General features: G+C 69.9%; 18 protein-coding genes. 11 read left to right on the top strand and 7 right to left on the bottom strand.

What is annotated here, in order from left to right; translation table 11 throughout:
* Positions 1-69: 69 nt before the first annotated feature.
* From FNV62_RS34925 to FNV62_RS34910, 4 genes are all read left to right on the top strand, one after another.
* Positions 70-1,029 (top strand): D-2-hydroxyacid dehydrogenase family protein, encoded by a 960-nt coding sequence (locus tag FNV62_RS34925; RefSeq protein WP_143628190.1) that lies wholly within the window; start codon positions 70-72, stop codon positions 1,027-1,029.
* Positions 1,030-1,530: 501 nt separating this feature from the next.
* Positions 1,531-2,937, top strand: coding sequence for an arylsulfotransferase family protein (locus tag FNV62_RS34920; RefSeq protein WP_225900473.1), 1,407 nt, complete (start codon positions 1,531-1,533; stop codon positions 2,935-2,937).
* Between the two features lie 33 nt (positions 2,938-2,970).
* Complete coding sequence (locus FNV62_RS34915) at positions 2,971-3,825, top strand: DAPG hydrolase family protein (RefSeq protein WP_143609278.1); 855 nt, start codon at positions 2,971-2,973, stop codon at positions 3,823-3,825.
* A gap of 137 nt (positions 3,826-3,962) precedes the next feature.
* The gene (locus FNV62_RS34910; protein ID WP_143609277.1) at positions 3,963-5,360 is read left to right on the top strand and encodes an FAD-binding oxidoreductase; all 1,398 of its coding nucleotides are present in this window, start codon (positions 3,963-3,965) and stop codon (positions 5,358-5,360) included.
* Between the two features lie 138 nt (positions 5,361-5,498).
* Here FNV62_RS34910 and FNV62_RS34905 read toward each other — a convergent pair whose 3' ends face one another.
* The 3 genes from FNV62_RS34905 to FNV62_RS34895 form a co-directional block, all read right to left on the bottom strand.
* Entirely contained in the window at positions 5,499-6,986 is a 1,488-nt protein-coding gene (locus tag FNV62_RS34905; protein WP_143609276.1) for a tryptophan 7-halogenase, read from the bottom strand.
* Positions 6,987-7,079: 93 nt separating this feature from the next.
* On the bottom strand, positions 7,080-14,612 hold the full coding sequence (locus FNV62_RS34900; protein ID WP_143628186.1) for a non-ribosomal peptide synthetase: 7,533 nt from the start codon (positions 14,610-14,612) through the stop codon (positions 7,080-7,082).
* Between the two features lie 42 nt (positions 14,613-14,654).
* Positions 14,655-14,858 carry an MbtH family protein gene (locus tag FNV62_RS34895; RefSeq protein ID WP_054234618.1) on the bottom strand — a complete coding sequence of 68 codons (204 nt, stop codon included), beginning with the start codon at positions 14,856-14,858 and terminating at the stop codon, positions 14,655-14,657.
* 310 nt (positions 14,859-15,168) lie between these two features.
* Here FNV62_RS34895 and FNV62_RS34890 point away from each other — a divergent pair, with 310 nt between their 5' ends.
* Positions 15,169-15,618: an enediyne antibiotic chromoprotein gene (locus FNV62_RS34890; protein ID WP_143602983.1), complete on the top strand. Its 450-nt coding sequence runs from the start codon at positions 15,169-15,171 to the stop codon at positions 15,616-15,618.
* A 128-nt stretch (positions 15,619-15,746) separates the two neighbouring features.
* On the opposite strand, the gene FNV62_RS34885 is transcribed toward FNV62_RS34890, so the two are convergent.
* Both FNV62_RS34885 and FNV62_RS34880 read right to left on the bottom strand, forming a co-directional pair.
* A complete protein-coding gene (locus FNV62_RS34885; protein WP_097286322.1) occupies positions 15,747-16,550 on the bottom strand; it encodes an ABC transporter permease in 804 nt (267 codons plus the stop codon).
* On the bottom strand, positions 16,547-17,533 hold the full coding sequence (locus tag FNV62_RS34880; protein WP_097286321.1) for an ATP-binding cassette domain-containing protein: 987 nt from the start codon (positions 17,531-17,533) through the stop codon (positions 16,547-16,549). Before FNV62_RS34880 ends, FNV62_RS34885 begins: the two co-directional genes overlap by 4 nt.
* A gap of 165 nt (positions 17,534-17,698) precedes the next feature.
* On the opposite strand from FNV62_RS34880, the gene FNV62_RS34875 reads away from it, so the two are divergent.
* The 3 genes from FNV62_RS34875 to FNV62_RS34865 are packed head-to-tail and all read left to right on the top strand — an operon-like array spanning position 17,699 to position 21,722.
* Positions 17,699-18,940: a beta-ketoacyl-[acyl-carrier-protein] synthase family protein gene (locus FNV62_RS34875; RefSeq protein WP_060895538.1), complete on the top strand. Its 1,242-nt coding sequence runs from the start codon at positions 17,699-17,701 to the stop codon at positions 18,938-18,940.
* Positions 18,937-20,013, top strand: coding sequence for a beta-ketoacyl synthase N-terminal-like domain-containing protein (locus FNV62_RS34870; RefSeq protein ID WP_143609274.1), 1,077 nt, complete (start codon positions 18,937-18,939; stop codon positions 20,011-20,013). The genes FNV62_RS34875 and FNV62_RS34870 overlap by 4 nt, the downstream gene beginning before the upstream one ends.
* On the top strand, positions 20,010-21,722 hold the full coding sequence (locus FNV62_RS34865; RefSeq protein ID WP_143609273.1) for a phytoene desaturase family protein: 1,713 nt from the start codon (positions 20,010-20,012) through the stop codon (positions 21,720-21,722). Before FNV62_RS34870 ends, FNV62_RS34865 begins: the two co-directional genes overlap by 4 nt.
* A gap of 22 nt (positions 21,723-21,744) precedes the next feature.
* Here the strand turns inward: FNV62_RS34865 and FNV62_RS34860 are convergent, their stop codons facing one another.
* Together FNV62_RS34860 and FNV62_RS34855 are read right to left on the bottom strand one after the other, a co-directional pair.
* Positions 21,745-22,407, bottom strand: a complete 663-nt coding sequence (locus tag FNV62_RS34860) for an O-methyltransferase (RefSeq protein ID WP_054234625.1) — start codon at positions 22,405-22,407, stop codon at positions 21,745-21,747.
* Between the two features lie 37 nt (positions 22,408-22,444).
* Positions 22,445-23,203, bottom strand: coding sequence for an amino acid hydroxylase (locus FNV62_RS34855; RefSeq protein WP_097286318.1), 759 nt, complete (start codon positions 23,201-23,203; stop codon positions 22,445-22,447).
* A gap of 272 nt (positions 23,204-23,475) precedes the next feature.
* Here FNV62_RS34855 and FNV62_RS34850 point away from each other — a divergent pair, with 272 nt between their 5' ends.
* Genes FNV62_RS34850 through FNV62_RS34840 form a run of 3 tightly spaced genes read left to right on the top strand, consistent with a single transcriptional unit; the run spans position 23,476 to position 26,129 of the window.
* The gene (locus tag FNV62_RS34850; protein WP_054234627.1) at positions 23,476-23,733 is read left to right on the top strand and encodes an acyl carrier protein; all 258 of its coding nucleotides are present in this window, start codon (positions 23,476-23,478) and stop codon (positions 23,731-23,733) included.
* Positions 23,734-23,763: 30 nt separating this feature from the next.
* The gene (locus tag FNV62_RS34845) at positions 23,764-24,990 is read left to right on the top strand and encodes a beta-ketoacyl-[acyl-carrier-protein] synthase family protein (RefSeq protein WP_097289216.1); all 1,227 of its coding nucleotides are present in this window, start codon (positions 23,764-23,766) and stop codon (positions 24,988-24,990) included.
* Complete coding sequence (locus FNV62_RS34840) at positions 24,987-26,129, top strand: beta-ketoacyl synthase N-terminal-like domain-containing protein (RefSeq protein ID WP_097286317.1); 1,143 nt, start codon at positions 24,987-24,989, stop codon at positions 26,127-26,129. Before FNV62_RS34845 ends, FNV62_RS34840 begins: the two co-directional genes overlap by 4 nt.
* Positions 26,130-26,136 lie beyond the last annotated feature (7 nt).

The following is a 26,136-nucleotide window of genomic DNA, read 5'->3' as shown; positions in this document are numbered from 1 at the left end:
TGCTGCCGGGTGACCCCGGACGGGGCGCGTGCCCGCGCCCCGACAGCGAGAACACCTGGGAGAAATGACGTGCAATTCCGCTGCGCCGTACTCGACGACTTCCAGAACGTGGCGAGCGCATGTGCCGACTGGTCGACGCTGAGCGATCGGGTCGAGGTCGTCTCCTTCGCCGAGCACTTCGCCACCGAGGACGAACTCGCCGCGGCCCTCGCCGACTTCGACTTCGTGGTCACCCTGCGCGAGCGGGTGGCCTTCCCGGAATCGCTGCTGAGCCGGCTGCCCCGCCTGAAGCTGCTGATCGCCTCCGGCATGCGCAACTCGGTGATCGACTACGCGGCCGCGAAGGCGGGCGGCGTCACCGTGTGCGGCACCCAGAGCTCCTCGACGCCGCCGGTCGAACTCACCTGGGCCCTGCTGCTCGGACTCGCCCGCGGCATCGTCCAGGAGAACAACGCCCTGCGCGACGGCGGCCCCTGGCAGTCCACCGTCGGCGCCGACCTGCACAGCCGCACGCTCGGCCTGCTCGGTCTCGGCAAGATCGGCAGCCGGGTGGCCCAGGTCGGACTCGCCTTCGGCATGGAGGTCACCGCCTGGAGCCGGCACCTCACCAAGGAACGCGCGGACGAGGTCGGCGTCGAACTCGCCTCCTCCAAGGAGGAGTTGCTCGCAAGCAGCGACTACGTCTCCGTCCACCTCGCGCTGAGCGACCGCACCCGGGGCCTGCTCGGCGCCGCCGAGCTCGCCCTGCTCAAGCCCACCGCCTACCTGATCAACACCTCGCGGTCCGCGATCGTCGACCAGGAGGCCCTGCTCGCCGCGCTGCACGAGGGCCGTATCGCCGGCGCCGGCGTCGACGTCTTCGACGTCGAACCGCTGCCGGGCAACCATCCGATGCGCACCGCACCGCGGCTGCTCGCCACCCCGCATCTCGGCTATGTGTCCCGCGCCAACTACGCGCGCTACTACGGCCAGGCCCTGGAGGACATCCAGGCCTACCTCGACGGCGACCCGGTCCGGGTCCTCGGCTGACGTGCCGTCGTGAATCCCGCGGCAACGGTGGGATGGAGCTGCCGCATGTCCGGGTGAGGCCGCACCTGCCGAACGGCCTACCTGAGTGGCTTTCAGCAGGCGCGGGCCCCTCTTGCTGCATACCGTCACCAGAGGAACAGCTCCCGGTCTTGATCGTCATGGGTCGGAGGGGTGAACCGAACACGACGTTCGAGGACGAGCGGCACCGCCGTCGGAGAAGGGTTCCGGGTGCCAAGGAGGTCGGCCATGGTGACGCGAGAGCCGCGGGTCCGCCGGACACGGAGAAGGACCCGTCGCACCGTCGGAGCATGCGTGCTCGCCGCAGGGTGTGTCTTCGCAAACTCCGTGCCGTCGGCCACGGCGAGTCCCCAAGGGGGCGCGTCCCGCCGGTGCGCGACGAAACCCTTCCCCCCGTCGGAAAGTACTCCACCCCCGATCCTGTCGGGCAGCGACGTGTGGAGTTTCGTCTCCGAACCGGGCCTTCACCCCATGCGGGTGACCGTGACCGCGAACAAACCGGGAACGGCTCGCGGAGACATCTTCGTCGCCCCGTTCAGCGCGGACCAGATGGTCGGCCAGACGGGGGCACTGGTCAACGACAACTCGGGTGATCCGGTCTGGTTCCGCCCACTGCCTTCCACGAACCTCCAGAACGCCGACTTCAAGGTCCAGACCTATTACGACGGCCGCGGGGGCCGGGGACAACCGGTGCTGACCTGGTGGCAGGGGACTCTCGCCCTTCCCCCGGCGTATACGAACCTGCCGGCCGGTGCCCCGGAACCGGGCGGGTGCTACTACATCTACGACTCCCACTACCGCCTGCTCAAAACGGTCTTCGCGCATCACGGCTACTACCCGGACGAGCACGAGTTCACCCTGACCCGCAGGGGCACCGCCCTGTTCATCGCCTCCAGACCGGTGCCCATGGATCTCACGCCCTATGGGGGTCCGAAGAACGGAGCGATCGAGAACAGCGAGATCCAGGAGGTCGACCTCGCCACGGGGAGACTCCTCTATTCATGGAACGCCCTGGACCATATCGACCCCGCCGATTCCGAGGAGGCGGCCTCCAGCGCGTCGTCGTCCGGCGGAGTGTGGGACGCCTTTCACATCAACTCCGTCGACGAGGGCCCTGACGGCCGGCTGTTGATCTCGGCCCGGAACATGTGGGCGATCTACGACGTCACCAAGAAATCAGGGAAGGTCCGTTATCAGATCGGGGGAAAGAAAAGCGACTTCACCTTCGGTCCGAACGCGGACTTCTACTGGCAGCATGACGCCCGATTCCGGCCAGGAAACCGGATCAGCATGTTCGACGACGGCTGCTGCGACCTGCCCGACGGCGCCCCCGAGCAGCGCTCGCACGGCCTGATCCTCAGCCTTGATTTCCGCAGCCACAGGGCGACGGCGGTCAAGACCTACTACCACCAGCCGCCGTTGGAGTCACCAACCCAGGGAAACACCCAGGCCCTCTCCAACGGCAACGAATTCATCGGGTGGGGTCAGAGCCCGTACTACTCGGAGTACGCGGGTGCGGGGAACACCGAGGGCAACGCCTCGCGGAACCTGCTCTACGACGCGAAGCTGCCGGGCTCCGACATCTCTTACCGAGCCTTCCGGAACAAATGGATCGGCACGCCCTACTACCCACCGAGTGCGGCGGCACGGTCCGACGCCGGGCACAACGTCGTCTACGCCTCCTGGAACGGCTCGACGCAGACCGCAGCATGGCAGGTACTCGCCGGATCCGACCCCGATTCCCTGTCGGTCGTCGTCCGACACGCCCCACGGTCCGGATTCGAGACCGCCGTCACCACGCCCGAACCAGGACCGTACTTCAAGGTCAGGGCGCTGGACGCGAAGGGCAGGGTCAGCGGGGACTCCCGCGTGGTGAAACTCTCCGGCTGACCGTTGGTGGGGGCACCATGAGGGAGTCACAGCATGACCGAAGTGAGAGAACCGCGCCCGGACCCCGCCCGCCGGCCCCACCTGGGAATGCACCCCGGCGAACTCGACGGCAAGTGGTACGCCAAGTACTGGAACCCGGTGATGGCACCCATGCCGGAGCACATCAAGGAGGCGATCGGTCTTGGCCCGCAGCCGCCCCCTTTGTGCCTGAGCCCGGATGACGCGGCAACGCTGAGCGACACCGGCTATGGGGAGTTCGAGAACGGATACAGCCTCTTCAGCGACGGATCCGCGCACATCGCCACACTGACCCTTATGCCGAGAGTGTCTCCGGTCATGGTGGACTGGTGGTTCTGGTGGCATGCCATGGAGACCGAACGGTACAAGCTGTGGTATCCGCGTGCCCACCTGTACGCGGAATGGTCTGGAGGCACGGTGGACCGGAGTGCTCCCCACCGCGACAGGTATATCGGGGGTACATCGTTCGTCGACGAGTACGTCGGCAGTTCGCTCGGCGAGCTCGCCATCCAGTTCGTCCATCCCGACAAGCTGGGATTCAGCGACAACAGCGCCGATCCGGACGAAGCCACCGCGATCTGCGCCACGGTCGGGTTGTCCCGCGTTCCGCTCGACTGGGGCCACCTGGTCCACCACGTACGCCGAGTGAAGGGCGGCGCCGAGATGCGTTCGCGCTTTTGGATGGGCGGGAAATACGTCGCCCCGCGCGCAGGGGCCACCCTGACCGACGAACTCGAAACAGTCGCGGAAGGTCTGCGGCGTCTCGGAGACGGGCACGCCCGCGCCATGGTCGTGCATTGCTCGCAGGAGATGAACCATCTCGCAGCGTTTCTCCCGGATATTTTCGACGAGTTCCAACGGTCTGAATAGGCTCGCCGGTCGCCGGGGCCCGTTCTGCCGCCCGTCGGTGTTCGGCCGGGCGGGTCAAACCGTCGGCGTCCGCTTCTCGTCCGAGTTCACTCCGTCACGGTTGCGCCGGTGCACGTAGATTCCTGAAAGGAGAGGGCATGTCGACCCGGATCGAGGGCAGGGTGCTGCGGCGCGGTGACTACCGTTACGAGAGTCGGCGCCGTGAGGCGTGCTGGCACGCGGGGGTGCCGGACCGCTACCCAGAGGTGATCGTGCTGGCGAACAACGAGGACGATGTCGTCGCAGCGGTGCGGCTCGCCAGGGAGGAGGGCCTGCAGATCGCGGTGCGGTCCGGTGGCCACAGCTGGTCCGGATCACACCTGCGTGACGGCACGGTGCTCATCGACCTGTCGAACCTGCGGCACGTGACGGTCGACAGGGAGGCGATGACCGGCACCGCCCAGCCCGGAATCAAGGGGTCGGAGCTCAATGCGATGGTGGCCGAGCAGAACCTGTTCTTTCCTACCGGCCACTGCACGGGTGTCTCCATCGGCGGGTACCTGCTGCAAGGCGGGTTCGGCTGGGCCGGCCGGGACTACGGACCGGCGTGCATGTCGGTGACCGGTATCGACGTGGTCACGGCGAACGGCGAACGGATCCACGCCGACGAGACGCAGAACGCCGACCTGTTCTGGGCCGCCCGCGGCGCCGGCCCCGGCTTCTTCGCCGTGGTGACCAGGTTCTACGTCAAGCTGTATCCGCGCATGCGGGTCACGATGAACAGCGGCTACTTCTGGCCGGCCTCGGCCGCACAAGACGTCTACCGCTTCGTCCACGAGATCGGTCGTCAGACCCCGACCGAGATCAATCTCTTGTGCTGCCGCGACCCGATGACGGACGGCGCGCCTCTCATCTCGCTCAATGCGACGGCCTTCACCGATACGGAGGAGGAGGCCAGGGAACAACTGTCGATCTACGAGTCCTGTCCCGCACGCCCTCACGTGATCACGACTCGGCTCAACGAGCTGACGGACACCGAAACCCTCAGCCGATACGGCACTGATCCGCATTACGACGAGACCAAGCGCTATCTGGCCGACAGCATGTGGACCCATGCCTCCTTCGATGACCTGTGGCCCAACTTCGAGGCCATGCTGAAGACCTGGCCGCCGGCGCCGTCGCACCTGGTGGTGTCCAACTGGGGAGGATACGAGGGACAGCCCGAACGCCCGTCGATGGCGTACTCGGTGGAAGACGAGCTGTACTACGGGCTGTACGCGGCCTGGACCAATCCGGCCGACAGCCGGACTTACACGAACTGGGTGACCAACCACATGCGAGCGTGGGAGCCGTATGCCAGCGGCATCCAGCTGGCTGACGAGAACCTGATCAACCGCCCGTACCGCTTCGTGACCGACGAGAACCTCCAGCGGCTCGACGTCCTCCGCGCCGGATGGGATCCCGACGGGCTGTTCGTGTCCTGGCTGGGGCGGCCTGAACCGCGTACCGCTGCCGTGGACACCAAGGACAGCCCGGTGGCCGGCCCGAGCGAATGATCGGAGCGGAGGCCGAAGGGTCGCCGACAGCTGCGACCCCGGGTCGATCGGCCCCACCCACTTCGCGAGCGTCAAGGGGCGCAGACCTCAACAGCCGTGACCGCGACCACGCGACCCCTATCGCCTGCCATCAAACGCTCATTCGGCCGCCGCCGCCCACCGCAGCCCGTCGGCCGAGGGCACCAGTCCGCCCGGAAAGAGCGCGGCCTCCGGATCGAGGTCGCCTCCGAGCACGGCTTGGACCTGGATCTGGGTGCCCTGCTCCATCACGCTACCCATGATGTCCGACTGGTACATGGGGGTGGAATCGTCTCCGCGGGTCCGGTCGACCTGGGACACCGACCGCTCGAGTTCGCCGGCGGTGTGCTTGAACCGTGCCCGGGCCGACTCGGCGTCGACGAAGGTGCCGTCCAGGGAGGCGACGCCGCCCACCAGCTCGACGAACGCCTCGAGCTCCGACTCCGCGAAGGCGGTGACCTTCTTCGCCTGCCAGAAGTACGACTCGTGGTCGCTGTTCATGTCGTAGAACGAGACCAGGAACTCGTAGAAGAGGCCGTACTCGTGACGGTACCGCGCTTCGAACTCGGCGAAGCTCTCGTCTTCGCCGAGGTCGCCCGCCAGTACGGTGTTGATGGACCGCGCGGCGAGCAGGGCGCTGTAGGTCGCGAGGTGCACCCCCGAGGAGAAGACCGGGTCGACGAAGCACGCGGCGTCTCCGACCAGGACCATTCCCGGGCGCCAGTACCGGCTGTTGCTGTACGAGTAGTCCTTGCGAACGCGCACCTGTCCGTACACGCCTTCGGTGACGCGCTCGGCGTCGGCCAGCATGTCGTCGATCCGGGGGCACTTCGCGATGAGCCGCGAGAGCGCATCGGCGGGATCGCCCTGCACCGAGTCCGCGAACTCGCGGCTCACCACCGCACCCACGCTGGTGATCCGGTCGCTCAACGGGATGTACCAGAACCAGCCTTCGTCGAAGGCGGCGCAGAAGATGTTGCCGTCCCTCGGCGCGGGCAGCCGCTTGCCGCCCTCGAAGTAGCCGAAGATGGCGATGTTGCGGAAGAAGTCCGAGTAGATGCGATCGCCGCCGGCATCGCGGTGGATCCGGCTCTTGTTCCCGGACGCGTCGACGACGAACCGCGCGCCGACCGTGTGCCGGGCGCCGGTGGAGTCGGTGTAGACGAGCCCTCGGACCCGTTCCTCGTCCTCGGTCACCTCGACCACGGAGCACTCCTCCCGCACCTCCACCCCGAGCTTGCGGGAGTGCTTGAGCAGGATGTCGTCGAACTTCATCCGCTCGACCTGGTAGGCGTGCGAGGTCGGGCCCGCCATCCGCGGCGAGATGGCGAACGCGAACGACCACGGCTCGGGGCTGCTGCCCCAGCGGAAGGTGCCACCGTGCTTGCGCATGAAGCCGGCCCGCTCGATCTCCTCGGAGACGCCCAGCAGCCCGCAGATTCCGTGCACGGTCGCCGGCAGCAGCGACTCTCCGATCTGGTACCGCGGGAACGACTCCTTCTCGAGCAGGAGCACCCGATGCCCCTGCATGGCGACGAACGACGCAACGGTCGAGCCGCTCGGGCCGCCGCCGACCACCACGACGTCGAACTCTTCTCCGGTTGACACGGTCGTTCTCCTTCTCTGCTGGTCAAGAGCGGGACGGTGCGGGCGGCGACCGCACCGGGGCGGGGCGGGGCGGGGCAGGCCGGGATCGGACGGTCAGTCACCCTTCGGACGGGCACGCGGCCGCAGTACCGGCCGCTCGCGCCTGCGCGCCACGGCCAGTCGGCGCGAGAGCTGCTCGACGGTGGGCGCGCTGAACAGGTCGGGGATGGCCAGTTCGACTCCCAGCGTGGCCCGGATACGGGACACCAAACGCGTCGCCAGGAGGGAGTGCCCGCCGAGGTCGAAGAAGTCGTCGTCGATGCCGACCTGCGGAAGGCCGAGCAGTTCGGCGAACAGGCGGCACAGCACTTCCTCGCACTCGTTCCGCGGGCCCCGGCCGGTCCCGGCGCCGGCGAAGTCCGGAGCGGGCAACCCGCGCCGGTCCACCTTCCCGTTCGGTGTGAGCGGCAGCTTCTCCAGCACGACCAGGGCCGTCGGGACCATGTGGTCCGGCAACGAGTCCTGCGCGTGTGCCTTCACCGCGGCGACCAGGGACGCGGCGGCGGCGGACCGGGACGGGTCGTTGGTCAAGGGCCGCGGTACCGAGCGCGGCGGCTCGGCCGGCCGGTACCCGCTCGTCGGCACCCCCGTCGCCGCCCGGTCCACGAACAGGACGTCGAACAGTCCGCTCTCACCCGTCGGCAGCACCATCGCCCGGTAGCCGGCCCGATCGGCCGGCTCATGGAAGGCCTCGGGGTCGGGGACGGCCGCGTCCCGTTCCGTCAACCTGGTCCGGGCGGCCACCGGGCTGCCGCCGTCGGCCAGGATCCGGGCCGCCGCGAGCTCGTGGTCCACCCTCAGGTCGGGGACGCCGCGGAGCCGCACGGGCGCCGGGTGCGCCGACGCCAGTTCGGCGCTCAGTGCACCCAGCTCGGTCACCTCGGCGCCCCAACCGAACTCGCGGATGGCCTCGGTGTCGATCCGCTCGCACGGCTCCTTGTGGAGGACGACGTCGTACCGGTGCGCGGTCATCTCGTTGTGGAAGCTCGCCCGCTTGCCCCGCAGGTCCACCGCGGCGGGCAGTGTGGTGAAGAAGGCCGGGTCGATCAGCAGTTCCTTCTCCAGGGCCACGGCCTGCCCGACCGCCTCCCGTACCGCCTCGGGATCCGCCGTGTCGTCCGTTCTGCCCAGCTCGACGGCCGTCCGCAGTGCCTTCAGCAGGTGCAGGTTGCGGACGTCGCCCACGAGCACCCTGCCGCCCGGGGCGAGCAGCCCGAGGACGCCTTCCAGGACCTTCTCCAGGTAGGCGGCGTTCGGGAAGTACTGCACGACGGAGTTCAGCACCACGGTGTCGAAGAACCCCGACGGCAGTTCGTCGAGGACGTGGGCGGGCTGGACCCGCAGTTCGACGCGGTCCGCCAGGCTCGGGTCCCGGGCCACCTGGGCGCGGACTCCGTCGACGACCCGGGCCGAGATGTCGGTCCCCCAGTAGGTCGCGCACTGCGGCGCGACCTTCGCCAGGATCAGTCCGGTGCCGATGCCGATCTCGAGCACCCGCTTCGGCCGCAGCTCGAGAATCCGGTCGACGGTCGCGTCGCGCCACTCACGCATCTGCTCAACGGGAATCGGCAGTCCGCTGTAGCTGCTGTTCCAGCCGGAGAAGTCCTCGCCGAATTCGGCCGCGCCGGCAGCGGAGTCGGCGTGGAGCGAGTCGGAGGTGACCCTCCACTCCCCCACCTGCCGCTCGTCCCGGTCCCGGTCGACAGCCGGGTCGCCCCCGCCCGGCACGAGATAGCCGACCAGCCGTTTGCCGCCCGGCTGGTCGTCCCTGGCCACCACGACCGCCTGGTCCACGCCGGGGTGGGCGGTCAGTACCGCCTCGACCTCACCGAGCTCGATCCGGAAGCCGCGGACCTTCACCTGGTCGTCGGCGCGGCCGACGAACTCGAGTTGACCGTCGGCGCGCCACCGGACCACATCCCCGGTCCGGTACATCCGCTCGCCGGGGGCGCCGAACGGGCAGGCGACGAACCGGCCGGCCGTCAGTCCGGGACGCCGGAGATAGCCGCGCGCGAGTGCCTCGCCTGCGATGTACAGCTCCCCCGCGACGCTCGGCGGCGTGGGCCTCAGCCGGTCGTCGAGGACGTAGAGCCGGGTGTTGTCCAACGGCCGTCCGATGGGAGGCAGTTCGCCGACGACCAGCCGGTCGCTGATGGTCGCGCACACGGTGGCCTCGGTAGGACCGTAGGCGTTGACCATCCTGCGGCCGGGCGCCCAGCGGGCGACGACGTCGGCCGAGCACGCGTCACCGGCGGCGATCAGCATCATCCCGGCCGGCAGGCCGTCGTCGGCCAGGGCCGCCAGCACCGGTGGCGGCAGGGTCACGTGGGTGATGCCCTGCTCGTACATCAGCGTGCTCAGCGCCGGTCCTGGCATGGTCCTCGCACTGGGCGCGACGACCAGCGCCGCACCGGCCAGCAACGCCATGCACATGTCGGAGAACGCGCCGTCGAAGCTGGGGGACGCGAACTGCAGCACCCGGCTGTCCGGCACGACCTCCAGCCGCTCGATCTCACAGCCCATCCGGCCGGCGATCCCTGCGTGAGAGACCACGACGCCCTTCGGGACACCGGTGGAGCCGGAGGTGTAGACGACGTAGACGGCGTGACCCGGCCGCAAGGGGGCCACTCGGTCGCCGTCCGTCAGGTCCGCGTCGGACAGTCCGGACACGGCGGACCACATGTCGTCGTCGAGGACGATCCGGTCGAGCCCGGCGGGCAGCGCAACCGCGACGCGTTCGCCGGTCATCACGCATCGCGGCGCGGCGTCGGCGAGCATGAACTCGATGCGCTCCGAGGGGTAGTCGGGATCGATGGGCAGGTAGGCGGCGCCGGCCTTCAGCACCGCCAGCATGGCCGTGATCAGCTCGACCGACCGGGGAAGCGCGAGCGCGACGAACTGGTCCGGCCCCAGACCGCGGGCGACCAGCAGCCGGGCCAGCCGGTTGGCGTTCCCGTTCAGCTCCCGGTAGGTGAGCGAGGTGCCCTCGTAGCGCACCGCGATCGCCTCGGGGGTCGCCGCCACCTGGGCCTCGAAGAGCGCGGGGAAGGTCGACACGGCGATGTCCCGGTCGGTGTCGTTCCACTCGTGCAGCACCAACTGCCGCTCGGCGGGGTCGAGCAGGTCGATCTCACCGAGCCGCGCCTCGGGATTCGCCACCATCGTCTCGAAGACCTGCACCAGTCGAGACAGCATCCGGTCCACGGTGGCCGGGTCGAACAGTTCGACCGCGAACTCGACCACACCGGACAGACCGCTCGGCGCGCCCTGCTCGTCGAAGCTCTCGAAGACACTGAACGCCAGGTCGAACTTGGCCGTCTCGGTGTAGAGCTGCTCGGCCTCCACCGCCAGCCCGGGGAGCCGGAACTCCACGTCGGCCAGGTTCTGGAACGCCAGCATCACCTGGAACAGCGGGTGGCGCGAAGCCGACCGGCTCGGGTTGAGGATCTCCACCAGGCGCTCGAACGGCAGGTCCTGGTTGGCGTAGGCGCTGAGGTCCGTTTCCCGCACCCGTGCGATGACCTCCCGCATCGACGGGTCGCCGCTGAGGTCGGTGCGCAGCACCAGGGTGTTGACGAAGAACCCGACAAGGTCGTCCAGGTTCTCGTCGGTACGGCCCGCGATGGCCGAACCGATGGGGATGTCCGTGCCCGCGCCCAGCCGGCTCAGCAGCGCGGAAAGTCCCGCCTGCACCACCATGAACAGGCTCGCGTCGCTCTGCCTGGCCAGCTCGGTGAGCCGGGCGTGGAGGCTCGCACCGATCTCGAACGGAATGGTCGAGCCTCGGTAGCTGGAGACCGCCGGCCGCTGCCGGTCCACTGGCAGCGGCAGCTCGTCCGGCAGTCCGGCCAGCGCTGCCGACCAGTAGTGGATCTGACCGTTGATCAGGCTGTCCGAGTCGTCCTCGACGCCGAACAGCCGGTGCTGCCACAGCGTGTAGTCCGCGTACTGGACCGGCAGTTCCGCCGCGCCGGATTCGAGCCCGGCGCACCGCGCCTCGTAGGCCACGGCGAGGTCGTCCGCCAGCGGCGCCATCGACCAGCCGTCTCCGGCGATGTGGTGGATCACCAGGGCCAGCACGTGCTCGGTCGGGGAGAGGGCGAAGAGCCGGGCCCGCAGCGGCGGTTCGACGGCGAGGTCGAACTCCCGGCCGCAGAACTCGGCGATCTCGGCGGCCAGTCCGTCCGGGGTGACATCGGTGCACAGAAGTTCGGGCCGGACGTCGAGCACGCGCTGGAAGGGCACTCCGTCGAACTCACGGAACACTGTCCGTAGCGCTTCGTGCCGGTCGCTCACGTCGCCGAGCGCGGCCGCCAGCGCCGCCCGGTCGAGTTCACCCGAGAGTCGGAGCACGGCCGGCATGTTGTACGTCGCGCTCCGGCCCTCCATCTGGCTGAGGAACCACAGACGGCGCTGGGCGAAGGAGAGGGGCACCCGTTCGGGCCGCGTCGTACGGGCCACGGGAGGGCGCGGCGATCCGCCGACCTCGTCCAGTCGCCGCGCGAGCTCCGCCACGGTGGGCGCGCCGAAGACGTCACGGACGGTGAGTTCCACACCGAACGCCGGCCTGATCCGGGCGACCAGTCGGGTGGCGAGCAGCGAGTGTCCGCCGAGGTCGAAGAAGTTGTCGTCGATCCGGACCTTCGGCGCGCCGGTGACGTCCGCGAACAGACCGCAGAGGATCTCCTCGCGCGGACTCCGCGGGGCCCGGCTCGCTCCGGCGCCGGTGAACCTGGCGGCGGGCAGGGCTCGGCGGTCGAGCTTCCCGTTGGGGGTCAGCGGAAGCCGGTCGAGGACGACGACCGCCGCGGGCACCATGTACCGGGGCAGGACCTCACCGGCCGACCGCCGGGCCGACACCGGGTCGACCGTCCGCCCCTCGTGCGGGACGACATAGGCGATCAGGCGCTTGTCCCCGGGGGCGTCCTCCCGGACGACCACGGCGACCTCTCGCACGGCCTCGTCGCGGGCCAGCACTGCTTCGATCTCGCCGGGTTCGATCCGGAAGCCGCGGATCTTGACCTGGTCGTCGGCGCGGCCGAGGAACTCCAGTTGACCGTCGGCGCGCCGGCGGACGAGGTCGCCGGTCCGGTACATCCGCGCCCCCGGCGCCAGTCCGGCCTCGGACGGGCAGGCGAGGAACCGCTCCGCGGTCAGGGCCGGGCGTCCCTGGTAGCCGCGTGCCAGGCCCGGGCCCGCCAGGTAGAGCTCGCCGGTGACGCCCACCGGCACCGGTCGCAGCGCGCCGTCCAGGACGAACGCGCGCATGTTGTCGATCGGGCGGCCGATCGGCGGACTCTCCGTGCCGGACAAGGGGTCCGACATCGTCGCGCAGACCGTGGTCTCGGTCGGGCCGTACGCGTTCAGCAGGCGACGGCCCGGCGACCAGACCGCCACGGTCTCGGCCGGGCATGCCTCTCCTGCGACGTTGAGGGTCAGGTCCGCGGGCAGTTCGCCGGGCCGCATCGTGGCGAGGACCGCCGGTGGGAGGGTGACGTGGGTCAGGGCGTGTTTGACGGCCAGTTCGGTCAGGGCGACGCCCGGGACGAGCTGGTCGGCACCCGCGAGCACCAGTGCGGCGCCCGAGAGGAGCGCCATCGACACCTCGGAGAACGCCGCGTCGAAGCTCGGGGACGCGAACTGCAGTACCCGGCTGTGCTCGTCCACTCCGAGCCGGGCGATCTGTGCGAACGCGAGCGCCGCCACACCGGTGTGGGTGACGACGACGCCCTTGGGCACGCCGGAGGAGCCGGACGTGTAGACGACGTAGGCAGGGTGGTCCGGTCGCAGGGGGGCGAGCCGGTCGGCGTCGGTCAGATCGTCGTCGGCCAGATCGTCGTCGTGGCTGTCCTGCGGTCCGTCGAGCACGATCCTCGGGATGGTGCCGGGCAGTCCCGCCGGGGTGTCCGTACCGGTGATGACGCAGGCGGGCGCGGTGTCGGAGAGCATGAACGCCAGGCGCTCAGCCGGGTGTTCCAGATCGAGCGGCAGATACGCGCCGCCCGCCTTGGACACCGCGAGCATGGCGATGACCAGATCGATCGAGCGGGGCAGGCCCAGGGCCACCACCCGCTCGGGGCCGATGCCCGACTCGACCAGCGACCGGGCGAGCCGGTTGGCGCGAGAGTTCAATTGGGCGTAACTCAGAGCGGTGTCCTCGAAGACCGCCGCGACCGCGTCGGGGGTCCTGGCGGCCTGAGCCTCGAACAGCTCGGGCCACGTGGCCGCCGGATGCGTACGGTCCGTGTCGTTCCACTCGTGCAGAACACGCCTGCGCTCGGCGGCATCCAGCAGCTCGATCCGGCCGACCTGCGCGGCCGGGTCGTCCGCCATCGCCTCCAACACCCGCAGGAAGCCGCGCTGATGGGTGTGCAGATCCTCCCCCCGGTACAACGACGCGTTGGCGTCGAAGTCGATGCGGAGCCCCTGCCCCTCGCCCCGGTCGTAGACCGTGATCGACAGATCCTCGGCCAGTCCGCCCGCCAGGTTGTGGGAGGTCATCGGGTGGCCGCCGAAGCCGTGGTCGTAGCTGAACGGCACTACGTTGACCACCGGTCCGACGAGTGGTTCGTCCTCCAGGGCCAGCCGTTGGTCGCGGCGTATGTCCTCGTAGCGGTAGCGCTGGTGGCGCAGGGCCTCGCGGGTCCGGGACAGCACATGCCGGGCCAGCTCGGCGCAGGTCTGCTCGCCCGTCACGGTCAACCGCAGCGGCAGCAGGTTGGACACCATTCCGGCGGTTCCGGCGGTGGCGGATCCCGCCCGTGCCGTGACGGGCAGACCGAGCACGAGGTCGCGCGCGCCGGTCAGCCGGTGCAGATAGGCGGCCACGGCCGTGAGCATGACGGTGGGCAGTGCCCGCCCGGTGGACTCGGAGAGCCGGCGCTGTTCGTCCGTGCCGAGCTGTGCCGAGGAACGCACCAGTCCGTCGGCGTCGGCGGACACCCGGTCGGCCAACGTCGCGGGCTCCGCCCGGTCGGCCAACCGGGACCCCCAGTACTCCTGGTCGAGGAGGAAGGCGTCGGACACGCGATAGGCGAGATCCTCGTCGAGGAGGTCACGCAGCGGGCGGGGGTCCGGCTGGACGACCGGCGCGCCGGTGACGAGGGCCGAGTACACCTCGGCGACCCGCCGCACCACCATGGCCCCGCTGTAGCCGTCCAGGATGACGTGGTGGAACTGGAAGTACCAGAAGTAGCGGTCCTGGGCCAGCCTGAACAGCAGCACGGTGTGCAGAGGGTCTCGGGTCAGCTCGAGCCGCCGGTCGAGGTCGGCGCGCATCCGTTCCAGCGCCGCGCCCTCGGGGTCCGGCCGGCGGGAGACGTCCACCAGTTCGACGGCGGTGGTCTCGACGGGTCCGACGTACTGCCGGGGCCCGTCGGCCTCTTCGACGAACCGGACGCGCAGCGCCTCGGTCTCGCCGACGACCTGGCGCCAGGCCGCGTCGAACACCACGGGATCCACCGGGCCGCGAATGTCGAAGTACTCCGCGATCCGGTAGCGCCGGCCACCGGGGTCGAGTTGACATCCGAACCAGATTCCGCGCTGCGCGGCGGAGAGCGGCAGCGTGTCACCGCCGACGTTGCTCATTGTGTTCCCCCGGGGTAGTTGTCGGTGGACCGGCGGAACGTGTCAGGAGGCTTCGCTCAAGCTCTTCGGCCGCATGTCCGTCCAGTGCTCCTCGATGTACGCCAGGCAGGCCTCACGATCTGCCTCGACGAGCTCCGCGGTCCAGCCCGCAGGAATGTCGGCGAATGCCGGCCACAGCGAATACTGGCCCTCGTCGTTGACGAGAACCGAATAGACCGCATCCGCATCCTCAAACGGATTCGTCATTGATCTCCCCTTGTCGAATGTGGAGTGCTCACCGCAGGCTCGCCCGCGCGACGCTGTCCCAGCAAGGGGGCGGACGCCATGGGACGGAACGAGACAGCGGGCATACGTCTGCCGGAAAGGGCGGTTCCTTTTTGTTCAGGGCGTGGTTGACGACCCACAGGCCGACTTGTAGCCTCCAAATGGATCGACACCAAATGATTTCGCGCTGCCAGTGAATCCGCGTAGGAAATACCACGGGAATCGCCATCACTCGGCACTCATTGCGCGGCTGTCGACCATTCACCCCCCATCCTGAATTGGAGCCAGCACCTTGATTTCCAAGAAGAGGATCGCGCTCATTTCGAAGGCCGGTCTCACCGGCGCCGCGGCCGTCGCGGCCATGCTGGCCGTGTCGGTTCCCGCCACGGCCGCGGCCACGGCGGTCGGCGTGACGGTCACCCCCTCGACCGGTCTCTCCGACGGCGCGAGCGTCACCGTGAACGTCACGGGCTTCGGCGCCGCCGAGGCCGTCTCCGCGACCGAGTGCGCCGGCGACCCCGCGGCCGGGACGCTGGTGTGCGACGTCGCCGGAATCAAGCAGCTCACCACCGACGCCACCGGCGCCGGCTCGACGGCGTTCACCGTGAAGAAGACGTTCCAGGGCCAGGACCAGTCCGGGGCCGCGGTGGACGTCAACTGCGCCACCGTCGCCGGTGGCTGCTTCATCGGTGCGTCCAACGAGGCCCAGAACCGCGACACCGCGGCGATCTCCTTCGCCTGAGCAACACCGCCCGAGGGGCGGTCGCTCCGTATGACCGTGCCGCTGCCCGAGGTGTTCCGGACACCTCGGGCAGCGGCACACTTCGTCGATGGCCGACCGAGTGACGTACACAATCCCGGTGACGGGTGTCAGCGGCGAGCGGCACGCCGGAAGCGGTCGACCGCCAACGGCAGGAAGACGGCCAGGATCACCGCGATCCAGGCCAGCGAGACCAGCGCGGGATGCTCGGCGGGCACGCCGGCGCCACGGGCCGGGCCGGCCGGGGCGTTGCCCCACAGATCGCGCAGCGCGAGCGTGACCGTGCTGATCGGGTTCCAGTCGGCCACCGGTCGCAGCCCGGACGGAAGTGTGTCGCCTGCGACGAACACGTTGGACACGAAGGTCAGCGGGAACAGCAGGAGGAAACCGGCGGTCTGGGCGACTTCGGGGCTGCGCACGGTCAGCCCGATCGTGGCCGAGATCCAGCTCATCGCGTAGGCGAACAGCAGGAGCAGGCCCAGTCCTGCGGCCACCTGACCGAGGCCGGTGTGTGTCCGCCATCCGACGAGCAGCCCGCACAACGCCATGGCCAGCACGGTGACCAGATTGCCCAGCAGGTCGCTCGTGGTGCGACCGAGCAGCACCGCCGCCCGGGACATCGGCATGGACCGGAACCGGTCCATCACTCCGGTCTGCAGGTCGGCGGCCAGTCCCGCGCCCGTCATCGACGAGCCGAACGCCACCGTCTGGACGAAGATCCCGGCCATCAGGTACTCGCGGTAGTTCACCCCCGGCACCTTGATGGAGCCACCGAACACGTACGCGAACAGCAGCACGAACATGACGGGTTGGAGCAGGGTCAGAAGCAGTACGTCCGGCGCCCGTCGCGTCCGGATGACGTTGCGGCGCGCGATGATCCATCCATCGGCCAGCCCGTCGGTCAGCGCGGTCATGCCGTACCCCTCCGTCCCGTCCGCCCGGGTCGGGACGGCCCGGTCCCGGTCCCTGCTCCCGTCAGCTGAAGGAAGACGTCGTCCAGCGTGGGACGCCGCAGCCCGATGTCGACCGGCCGCACTCCCGCCGTGTCGAGTGCGCGGACTCCGGCCGTCAGCGCGTCGGTTCCCCCGGACACGGGGACCGCGATCGTGTGCCGTTCCTCGTCGACGACCGGCGCTCCGATCCCGATTCCGCGCAGCGCACGCGCGACCAACGAGGTCTCCTCGCGGTTCGCCAGCGTGACGTGCAGACTCTCCTCGCCGACGGCCCGCTTCAGCTCGGTCGGCGAGCCCTCCGCGACGATCCGGCCGTTGTCGATCACCACGATGTTCGAGGCGAGCTGATCGGCCTCTTCCAGGTACTGGGTGGTGAGCACCACCGTGGTGCCGCCGTCGACCATCTCGCGAACCAGCTCCCACATGCCGATCCGGCTGGACGGGTCGAGTCCTGCGGTCGGCTCGTCGAGGAAGACCACCGGCGGTGCGGCCACCAGGGCCCCCGCCAGGTCCAACCGCCGACGCATTCCCCCGGAGTAGGTCCGGGCCGGGCGCCGGCCCGCTTCGACCAGGTCGAAGCGTTCCAGCAGTTCCCGCGCCCGTGCCCGCGCCCGCGTTTTCCCCAACCGGTGGAGTCTGCCGACCATTTCGAGGTTCTCGTATCCCGTCAGGAACTCGTCGACGGCCGCGTACTGCCCGGACAGGCCCAGCAGCTTCCTCGCCTTCTGCGGGTGGCGGACGATGTCGACTCCGGCGATCGTGCACTCTCCCGCGTCGGGTGCCTGGAGAGTGGACAGCATCCGGACGGTCGTGGTCTTCCCCGCGCCGTTCGGGCCCAGCAGACCGAGCACCGTGCCCTCGGGAACCGCGAGATCGAGCCCGGCCACGGCGGTCGTCCCGCCGTACCTCTTGACCAGACCCGTTGCGAGCACCCCCTGGCTCATACGTGCCTCCCCTTCGTCGCGACGGTCGAAAGCGTGGCACGCTCCGCCGCGCACCCGGGCGAATCCGGTTGTCTCGTTCCGTCCCGTGCCGTCCTCGCGCTTGCGGGACGCGCGCCGCGATTCGGATGCTGAATCGGCCGACGGCAATGAGAGGACGAGCATTTCGTGACTGGACGCCCAACGACGAGAGTCGGCCGACGGGTGGTGCTCACCGGGGCCGGCGCAATTTCGAGCATCGGCGTGGGAATCACCGAATTCCTCGCCGGTCTTCGAGCCGGCCGCAGCGAAGTCCGCCCCATCTCCGCGTTCGACACCGCGGGATTCGAGTACGCCAACGGCTGCGAGGTGACCGGATTCGAGCCGAAGCGCTGGATCGAGCGGCTCGACCCCGAACATCTCGGCCGGGCGGCCCAGTTCACCGTGGCCGCCGCCAGAATGGCCGCCACCGACGCCGGGTTGCGCCAGGACACCCTGGCCAGGGGCCGCGTCCTGATCGCCGTCGGAACGACCGACGGCGAGACCCGCGACCTCGACCTGCTGGTCGAGCAGGACGCGGCGGAGCAGGGCGCGATGGACCCGGTGATCGCACGCCGGGCCTCGGCCTCCCGGCTGGCGACCTCCGTCGCCCGCGAGTTCGCGCTCACCGACGTCGAAGCGGTGACCATCCCGACCGCGTGCGCCGCCGGCAACTACGCGATCGGCTACGGCCTGGACGCGATCCGTTCGGGAGAGGTGGACCTGGCCTTCTGCGGTGGCGGGGACGCGATCTGCCGGAAGACGTTCGCCGGGTTCTACCGGCTCGGCACCATCGCCCCCGAACAGTGCCAGCCCTTCGACCTGAACCGGAAGGGCATCCTCACAGGCGAGGGCGCGGGGGTGCTGGTCCTGGAGAGCCTCGACTCGGCCCTCGCCCGTGGAGCCCGGATCCACGCCGAGATCCTCGGGTACGGGCTCAACTGCGACGCGTACCACCAGGTCGCGCCGCTCGGTGAGAGCGTCGCCGACTGCATGCGGCTGGCGGTCGCGGACGCGGGCATCGAACCGCGGGACGTGGACCTGATCTCGGCGCACGGCACCGGGACGAAGGCCAACGACAGTACGGAAGCCAAGGCGATCCACGCGGTCTTCGGCGATCGGCCGCCCCGCACGGTCTCGATGAAGTCGATGCTCGGGCACACCATGGGCGCGGCCAGCGCACTGGCCGCGATCGGCTGCGCGATGGCCTTGGAACATGGGTTCATCCCACCGACCGTCAACCACGTCGAGACCGATCCCGAATGCGACCTCGACTGCGTGCCCAACGAGTCGGTGGCCGCGGATCTGCGGATCGTGCAGAACAACGGGCTCGCCTTCGGCGGCAACAACGCCGTGGTCATCCTCGGCCGGTACGACAGGGGAGCAGCATGAGAATCGCGAACCCCGTCATCACGGCATGGTCGGCGATCTCCCCGTTCGGATTCGGCGCGGAGGCGTTCCGGACCGGGCTGCGGGCCGGTGTTCCGGCACCGACCTCGGCCGCCGAGCCCGCACCCGACGCACGCAGCCGGCTGGTACCGGACTTCGACGCCCGGACCGTCCTCGGCAAGAAGGGCACCCGCTCGATGGACCGGGTCACCGCGCTGTCGGTGGCGGCGGTCGGCGAGCTGGCCGGACCGCAGGACCCGCCCGCCACGCCGGGCGCGGGCCCCGCCACCGGCCTGGTGCTCGGCACCTCCGGCAGCGTCCGCTCCACGATGGACTTCACCCGGAGCTCGATCGACGGCGACCGGCCGTTCTACGTCGACCCGGCCCAATTCCCCAACACGGTGATGAACTGTGCGGCGGGCCAGTGCGCGATCTGGCACGGGCTCAAGGGCCCCAACGCGACCATCGCGGGCGGCAACGCGGCCGGCCTGCTCGCGCTGAACTACGCGCGGCGACTGCAGGCGGGCGGCCGCGCCGGCACGCTGCTCTGCGGCGGCGCCGAGGAGTACTCCGCAGCGCGGGCGTGGCTGCGCCACCACGGCGGTGACGGTCCGGACTCCGCGGTCCTCGGTGAGGGGGCAGCGGTGCTGCGCCTCGAACCGTCGGGCTCCGAGGCCGCCGAACGGGACGGCCTGGCCGAAGTCGTCGCGATGGAGTTCGGCGTGCACCAGGACACCGGGGAGATCCGCTCGGTCCTGCTCTCCTGTCTGCGCCGGGCGCTGGACACGGCCGGAGCGCGCCCCGGGGACATCGGGCTCGTCGCGCCGGGTGACCCGGCCGGCGAAGCCGAACAGGCCGCGCTCGCCGATCTGCTCGGCACCGGCTCACCCGCGCGGATCGACTGCGCCGGACTGATCGGGGACGCGGCCGCCGCGGCCGCCGCCTTCCAGGTGCTCGCCGTGCTCGTCACAGCCGAGCACGATCCCGCGCTCGCGAACCGCCTGGCGCTGGTGACCGCGGTCGACAGCTCCGGCGCGCTCGGCTGCGCCCTGCTGCGGCTGCGCCCCGCACGATGACCCCGACCGACCACTGCGAGGACGCGTTGACCAGGACCAGCACCGAGGAGCAGTGGGATGCCATCGTCGTGGGCGGCGGCCTGGGCGGGCTGACCTGCGCGGCCTACCTCGCCGTGGCCGGACGGCGGGTGCTCGTGCTCGAACAGCACGACTGGGCGGGCGGCAACAGCCATGTGTTCCGACGCCGTCGCGCCTACGAGTTCGATGTCGGCGTCCACTACCTGGGCGACTGCGGGTCCGACGGCGTCATCCCGGCGGTCCTGGCCGGTCTGGGCGCCGGTGACCGGGTGCCGTTCCGCGAGCTGGACCCCGACTGCTTCGACCAGATCGTGATTCCCGGGCTCACGCTCGACGTTCCCGCCGACTGGGACGAGTACCTGGCCCGGCTGGAGAGCGTCCTGCCGGATGACGTCGAGGGCCTGCGCACCTTCACCGCGATCTGCCGGGCCGTCGGGAGCGAGCAGCGCTGGGCCATGCTCACCGACGCGGAACTGCCGGAGATCGTCGCCGGCACCGCTCATGTACAGGCCTGGAGCCGTCGACGCCTGTCCGAGCTGTTCGACCACTGCGGGCTGTCCACGAGGGCCCGGACGGTGCTCGCCGCTCAGTCGCCGAACTACGGCATGGGACCGGACGTCGCGACGGTGACCACGCATGCGATGGTGACCGACCACTATCTCCGAGGCGCCTACGTCCCGGTCGGCGGAGGGCAGATGCTGGCCGCGACGCTGATCGAGGTCCTGGAGGCGCACGGCGGTGAACTGCGTACCCGCAGCCGGGTCGCCTCGATCGACATCGCCGACCGGGTGGCCACCGGTGTCCGGCTGACGGACGGGACCTCGCTCACCGCGCCGTTGGTGATCTCCAACGCCGACTACCGGCGCACGGTGCTGGATCTGGCCGGAGCGGAACACTTCAACCCGCGGATCGGCCGCACCACCCGCGAGGCGACGATGGGCCTGCCGTTCGCGACCGTCTACGTCGCGCTCGACCGGGAGTTGACGCGGCGGGCCGAGGCGAACATCTGGTGGTACGACCACGAGGACATCGACGAGCTCTACCGAGGGCTGTACGCCGGCGAGCAGCCGGAGGACGTGCGGTTCCTGTTCGTCTCGGTCGCCTCGCTCAAGAATCCCGGCGCGAGGCACCTCTGTCCGCCCGGACACACGAACATCCAGCTGATGACGATGTGCCCGCCCGGTTACCGGCACTGGGGCGTCGAGCAGGGGCCGGCCGAAGGCGGCCGGTACCGTCGCGAACCCACCTATCTGGCTGAGAAGCAACGGTTCACCGATGCGGTGGTGCGCGCCGGCGAGCGCGTGCTGGGGCCGTTCCGGGACAGCATCACGCATCTGGAACTGGCCTCTCCGCTCGCCCAGGAGCGCTACACGCTCTCCACCGGCGGCACTCCGTTCGGCCTCGCCACCTGGGGTGGAACCGGCGCCCGGCCGGACACCGCGACCGGCGTCCGGGGCCTGTACGTCGTCGGCCAGAGCACCCGCTACGGCAGCGGGGTGACCGGCGTGATGGTCAGCGGGATCGCCTGCGCGGCCCAGATCCTGGGGCGGCCGCTGCTGGCCGAAGCCCACGGCGGCACGGTGTTCGGCGATCCCGGCCGGCTGCCCGCGCGCGGCGCCGGCTGGGACCCGCTCGCGGTCTCCCGAGGTGCGGCACGGCGGAACGCGCGCGGACTGGCCAGGGTGGACTGAACCCCGAAGGCAGGGGGTCCGGTCAGCGCTTCACGGCGAGGGTCAGACCATCGGCGAACGGCAGCATGGACAGGTGCACGCGGTCGTCCTCGTAGAGTTTCGTGTTGAAGGCGCGCAGCGCGCGGGTCTCGTCGTCCTGCACCGACTCGTCGATCACCAGGCCCGACCAGAGCACGTTGTCCGCGACCAGGAGGCCGCCGGGCCGCAGCAGGGTCAGTCCGTACTCGTAGTAGGTCTCGTAGCCTTCCTTGTCCGCGTCGAGGAACACGAAGTCGAACGAGCCGGCCGCGCCCTCCTCCTGGACGAGGGCGGCCAGGGTCTCCCGGGCGTCGCCGACCCGGAGGTCCACCTTGTCCGCGACCCCGGCCCGCTCGCAGTGCCCGAGCGCGACCTCGGCCCACTTCGCGCTGATGTCGCAGGCCGTGACGCGGCCGTCCGCCGGCAGGGTCAGGGCCGTGCGCAGCAGGCTGTAGCCGGTGAAGACCCCGACCTCCAGCGTCCGCTTCGCCCCGATCGCGCGCAGCAGCACGGACAGGAACTGCCCCTGCTCGGGCGAGATCTGCATATTGCGCTCGGCGAGCAGCGAGGTCTCCTCGCGCAGCTCACGCAGCGGCGGCGGTTCGGACAGGGACACGTCCGCGACGTAGTTCTGGAGCTTCTCGGTCAGGTTGACCTGAATGCGCATATCTCCGCTCTCCGTGTGAGGTCGCCCGGCACGAGGTTCACAGCCGGGTCAGGAATCGGTTCAGCTCGGTGACCAGGTGGTCGACCGACTCGACGGCGAAGAGCACCGGCATGCAGTGCATGTCGTCGAAGTTCTGGGAGACGATCTCGGCGATGTCGAACGGCCGCAGGTCCACCTGCGACAGCGACTCCATCTCCGCGACCGAGGACAACAGGGCCGCGCCGTAGACCCGCGGCCGGCCTCCTTCGAGCACGACGCCGACCTCCAGGGTGAACCAGAACACCTGGATCAGGGCCCGCAGAACGTCCGGTGAGGAGACCCGCTTGGCGGTCTGCCCGAAGCGCCGGTACAGGTCCGCGAAGACCGGGTCGCCGAGCATCACGGCGTGGCCGACCAGTTCGTGGAGGACGTCCGGCTCGGGGGAGTGGTAGGGCGATTCGGGTCGCCGCAGGTACTGCGTCGCGTAGAACCCGTCCTCCTCGAAGGCGCCGAGGAACCGCTCGACGGGAACAGTGCCTTCGGCCGGTCGCAGGTGGAATCCGGTCAACGCGGTCAGCACGGGCGAGACCTCGGCCAGCTGTGGCACCCGCTCCCGTTCCAGGACGACGGACTCGCAGGCGCGCCGGTAGTGCGCACACGCCACGCCCTCGTGCAGCGACCGAAGCTTGGCGGTCACCGTCTCCCAGAGAGCGTCCTCCTCGGGCGTGTACGCGATGGTCGGCAACGGCTCGCCGAGCCGCCATTCCCTGGCCTGTCGCTGCCGCCTGGCCTTCTCCTGCTCGTATTCATCATTCATCGCAATTCTCTTTCGCTGATCCGTTCGCAGCGGCGGAGCGGCCTCGGGAGTTTTCACTCGAACCAGGCGCGCTTAATTCTCCGGGCCAGCCGCGGAAGCGCCCCCATAATCGCTTTTCGATATTAGCCCGCGACCCTGCGGCGAGGACACCGTGAACAGCCGTCTCATTCCGTCCCGTAGCGTCCATGATCTTGCGGGACACCGCCCGCGCAGGTGAAATCTGATTACTGAATCGATGCTCTACGCCCATACCGGAGAACGGGGTTCCGACAGTGGTCAACATCGCGGAGAAGAATTTCGAGAAGATTAAAGAAATCGTCTGCGACATCCTTGAGCTCGAAGAGGACGAAGTCACGGACGAGGGCCTGTTCAAGGAGGAGTACGGCGCGGACTCGCTGCGCGCCATCGAGATCCTGGGGTCACTGGAGCGCGAGTTCGGCGTCGTCATCGACCAGGCCGATCTCGAGCGGATGACGAATCTTCGGGGCGTCTACGACGTCGTGGCCGGATCCGCGGGCTGGACGAAGTAGCGACCGGCTCGCACAGGGAAGGTGGAGCTGATGGCGTCATCCGACAGGCGGGTCGTCCTGACCGGCCTCGGCGTGCTGTCGAGCATCGGTACCGGGGTCGACGAGTTCGTCGCCGGCCTACGAGCCGGACGCAGCGGTGCCAAACCGATCACGGCGTTCGACACCGTCGGCTTCGAGCACTCCACCGGCTGCGGGCTCGGTGAGTTCGACACGGAGGAGTGGATCCGCGATCTTCCCGTCGGCTCGCTGGGACCGGCGAGCCGGTTCTCGGTGTCGGCGGCGCGGATGGCCGTCCAGGACGCCGGGCTGGATCTCGATGTGCTGCGCGGGCAGCCCGGCCTGATCTCCATCGGCACCACCGACGGCGAGTCGCGCGACCTCGACGAACTGGTCGAGACCGAACTGGCGGACGGCTCCGCGGCCATGGACCCGCGGGTCGCGGCCCGGCTGCGGGCCGGCCGGCTCTCCTCGGCCGTCGCCTTGGAGCTCGGACTGTCCGACGTCGAGGCAGTGACCATCCCGACGGCCTGCGCCGCCGGGAACTACGCCATCGGCTACGGCTACGACGCGGTCCGCTCCGGCGACGTCGACTTCGCACTCTGCGGCGGCGCGGACGCCATGTGCCGGAAGACCTTCGCCGGTTTCTACCGGCTGGGCACCATCGCCCCCGACTGCTGCCGTCCCTTCGACATCGAGCGCAAGGGCATCCTCACCGGCGAAGGCGCCGGCGTGCTGGTGCTGGAGAGCCTGGACTCGGCGCTCGCCCGTGGAGCCCGGATCTACGCGGAGGTGCTCGGCTACGGCCTCAACTGCGACGCCTATCACCAGGTCGCGCCGGACCGGTCCAGCGTGGCCCGGGTGATGGCGCTCGCCCTGGAGAACGCGAAGGTGAAGCCGCACGAGGTCGACCTCATCTCGGCGCACGGCACCGGCACCAAGGCCAACGACGTCACCGAGTCCCAGGCGATCCGGGAGATCTACGGCGACCGTCCGCCGCGCGCGGTGTCGGTCAAGTCGATGCTGGGGCACACCATGGGCGCCGCGAGCGCGCTGGCCGCGATCGCCTGCGCGCTGGCGATCACCCACCGGTTCATCCCCCCGACCATCAACCACAACCGCACCGACCCGGAGTGCCGTATCGACTGTGTGCCCAACCACGCCGTCGAGGCCGATCTGCGGATCGTGCAGAACAACGGACTCGGCTTCGGGGGCAACAACGCGGTCGCGGTCCTGGGCCGGTACGAGGAGTCCGTGTGAGCGAGCATCCAGGCTGGCCGATCGCCGGCGCCGGCGCGGTGGCCGCCATCGGTCGGTCCCCCGCCGAGATCTTCGACGCCCTGTGCGCGGGCACGTCCGGGCTGCACCCCATGCGCGGCTTCGACCGGTCGCACTACACCGGCGACCGATTGTTCGAGATCGACGACCGCGTGGGCTCCGGCGATGTCCCGGGCCGGGCTTCCGCCTTCCTCCTCGACGCGATCGGACAGGCACTCGCAGACGCCGGGATGGGCGAACAGCTGGGAGACACCCCCGTCCTGGTCGGCACGGGGCTGCGTGAACTGCGCTCGGTCGAGCTGTGGGCACGCGAGGGCATCCCGTGGTCCGCCGACCGGCTGCACTTCGGTCACGCGCTACGGGAACGCTTCGGCGCGACGGTGACGTACACCTTCTCGAATGCCTGTTCAGCCTCGCTCTACGCGCTCTCGATGGCCTGCGACCTGCTGGCCGGCGGTGCCGAGACCGTGGTCGTGGCGGGCGTCGATGTCGTCACCGAGAGCATGGTCGGGGTCGCCGACCGCCTGCAGTCGGTGGCGCCGGACACCGTGCGACCGTTCGACCGCAACCGGCGGGGCACGATCCTCGGCGAAGGCGCCTCGGCCGTGGTGCTGCGCCGCACCGGCGAGCCGGGCCGTCCGTACCTCGGCCGGGTGCGCGGCGTCGCCGTCAACTGCGACGCCCACCATGCCACCGCGCCGCACGCCGGGAACATCGCCGCCGCCGTCCACGACGCGCACCGGCGGGCCGGCACCGGACCGAAGGACGTCGATCTGGTGATGCTCCACGGCACCGGAACCCACGCCAACGACGTCGCCGAGGCACAGGCCATGCGTGCGGTGTTCGGAACCACCCCGGAGAAGACCCTGATGACGGCGATGAAATCGATGACCGGTCACACCTCCGGCGCCTCCGGTCTGCACAGCCTGATCATCGCGCTCAGAGCCATGGCGGACGGGCTCGTTCCCCCGACTCTGGGCCTCGACGAACCGATCGACGAGGTCGCGGACTTCAGGATCGTGCGGGGCGCGCCCGCACCGGCGGACCTGGCGCTGGCACAGGTCAACGCCTTCGGTTTCGGCGGGATCAACGCCGTCGCGCTCGTGGCCGGTGGCCGATGAACGCGGT

This window comes from Streptomyces sp. RLB3-17 (assembly GCF_007113425.2).
Lineage (GTDB): Bacteria > Actinomycetota > Actinomycetes > Streptomycetales > Streptomycetaceae > Streptomyces > Streptomyces mirabilis_D.
This window is presented reverse-complemented; position numbering and strand designations above follow the sequence as displayed.

Excerpts from the sequence above, each read along its gene's own strand:
- FNV62_RS34915 (WP_143609278.1), top strand. The coding sequence starts at position 2,971 with ATGACCGAAGTGAGAGAACCGCGCCCGGACCCCGCCCGCCGGCCCCAC.
- FNV62_RS34910 (WP_143609277.1), top strand. The coding sequence starts at position 3,963 with ATGTCGACCCGGATCGAGGGCAGGGTGCTGCGGCGCGGTGACTACCGT.
- FNV62_RS34900 (WP_143628186.1), bottom strand. The coding sequence starts at position 14,612 with ATGAGCAACGTCGGCGGTGACACGCTGCCGCTCTCCGCCGCGCAGCGC.
- FNV62_RS34895 (WP_054234618.1), bottom strand. The coding sequence starts at position 14,858 with ATGACGAATCCGTTTGAGGATGCGGATGCGGTCTATTCGGTTCTCGTC.
- FNV62_RS34885 (WP_097286322.1), bottom strand. The coding sequence starts at position 16,550 with ATGACCGCGCTGACCGACGGGCTGGCCGATGGATGGATCATCGCGCGC.
- FNV62_RS34880 (WP_097286321.1), bottom strand. The coding sequence starts at position 17,533 with ATGAGCCAGGGGGTGCTCGCAACGGGTCTGGTCAAGAGGTACGGCGGG.
- FNV62_RS34870 (WP_143609274.1), top strand. The coding sequence starts at position 18,937 with ATGAGAATCGCGAACCCCGTCATCACGGCATGGTCGGCGATCTCCCCG.
- FNV62_RS34865 (WP_143609273.1), top strand. The coding sequence starts at position 20,010 with ATGACCCCGACCGACCACTGCGAGGACGCGTTGACCAGGACCAGCACC.
- FNV62_RS34860 (WP_054234625.1), bottom strand. The coding sequence starts at position 22,407 with ATGCGCATTCAGGTCAACCTGACCGAGAAGCTCCAGAACTACGTCGCG.
- FNV62_RS34855 (WP_097286318.1), bottom strand. The coding sequence starts at position 23,203 with ATGAATGATGAATACGAGCAGGAGAAGGCCAGGCGGCAGCGACAGGCC.
- FNV62_RS34845 (WP_097289216.1), top strand. The coding sequence starts at position 23,764 with ATGGCGTCATCCGACAGGCGGGTCGTCCTGACCGGCCTCGGCGTGCTG.